Consider the following 914-nt stretch of genomic DNA (forward strand, 5'->3'; position numbering starts at 1 on the left):
TATGACGAATACCTGACTTATGATGTGAATGGGAATATCAGCAATCTTAAAAGAAGGGCTATTCCTGTATCGGGTCAGACCTCGACATTGGTTGATAATCTTGACTATATCTATAATGGCAACCGTTTGACTCAGGTGATAGAAAATGCATTGAATGACACCGGTTATGAGGGAGGAAATAATGTGATTGACTATGACCTTAACGGCAGCATGACCACTATGAAGGATAAAGGAATTCAGAGTATTGTATATAATTATCTGAGCTTACCTGATTCTTACTCCATTACACAGAATAATCCATTTGGGCTTGCGATGAATATTGGCTTGGATTATTTATACCGTGCAGATGGCGTAAAAGTACGTAAAACTTATTCCAGCGCACCACCTCGTGGACTAGCCAGTGTTACGATTACGGATTATCTGGATGGTTTTCAGTACAACTATTTTGAGGGAGGAGGAATCTGTATAACCTGTCGTACGGAGTACGCCTATGAGCAGCAGGCATACAAAGGTATTATTGATCCTGGGGGAATTACTCCGGAATGGAGGCTTGATTTTGTCCATACAGCAGAAGGAGTTTACAGTTTTGCAGAAAATCGCTATATTTATCAGTACAAAGACCACCTTGGAAATACGAGGGTGAGCTTTGGTAAAGACAGCACAGGAGCTCTTGAAGTTACTGATACCAATAATTATTATGCATTTGGGTTAAACCATATCTCAGGAGGGTTGAGTAATTCTTATTTCGGAAGTTATAAGTCTTACAAGTATAATGGTAAGGAATTACAGGAAACAGGTTTTTTTGATTATGGAGCAAGGATGTATATGCCGGATTTAGGAAGATGGGGCGTGGTGGATCCATTGGCAGAGAAATCAAGAAGATTTACACCATACAATTATGCTTTTAATAATCC

Annotated in this window: 1 protein-coding gene; it reads left to right on the top strand. The window is 39.4% G+C overall.

The window, feature by feature from the left end; all coding sequences use genetic code 11:
* A partial coding sequence (locus tag ACTJIP_RS23025) for an RHS repeat-associated core domain-containing protein (protein WP_440705143.1) occupies positions 1-914 on the top strand: 914 nt, incomplete at both ends.

This window comes from Chryseobacterium sp. 22543 (genome assembly GCF_052044565.1).
Classification (GTDB): domain Bacteria; phylum Bacteroidota; class Bacteroidia; order Flavobacteriales; family Weeksellaceae; genus Chryseobacterium.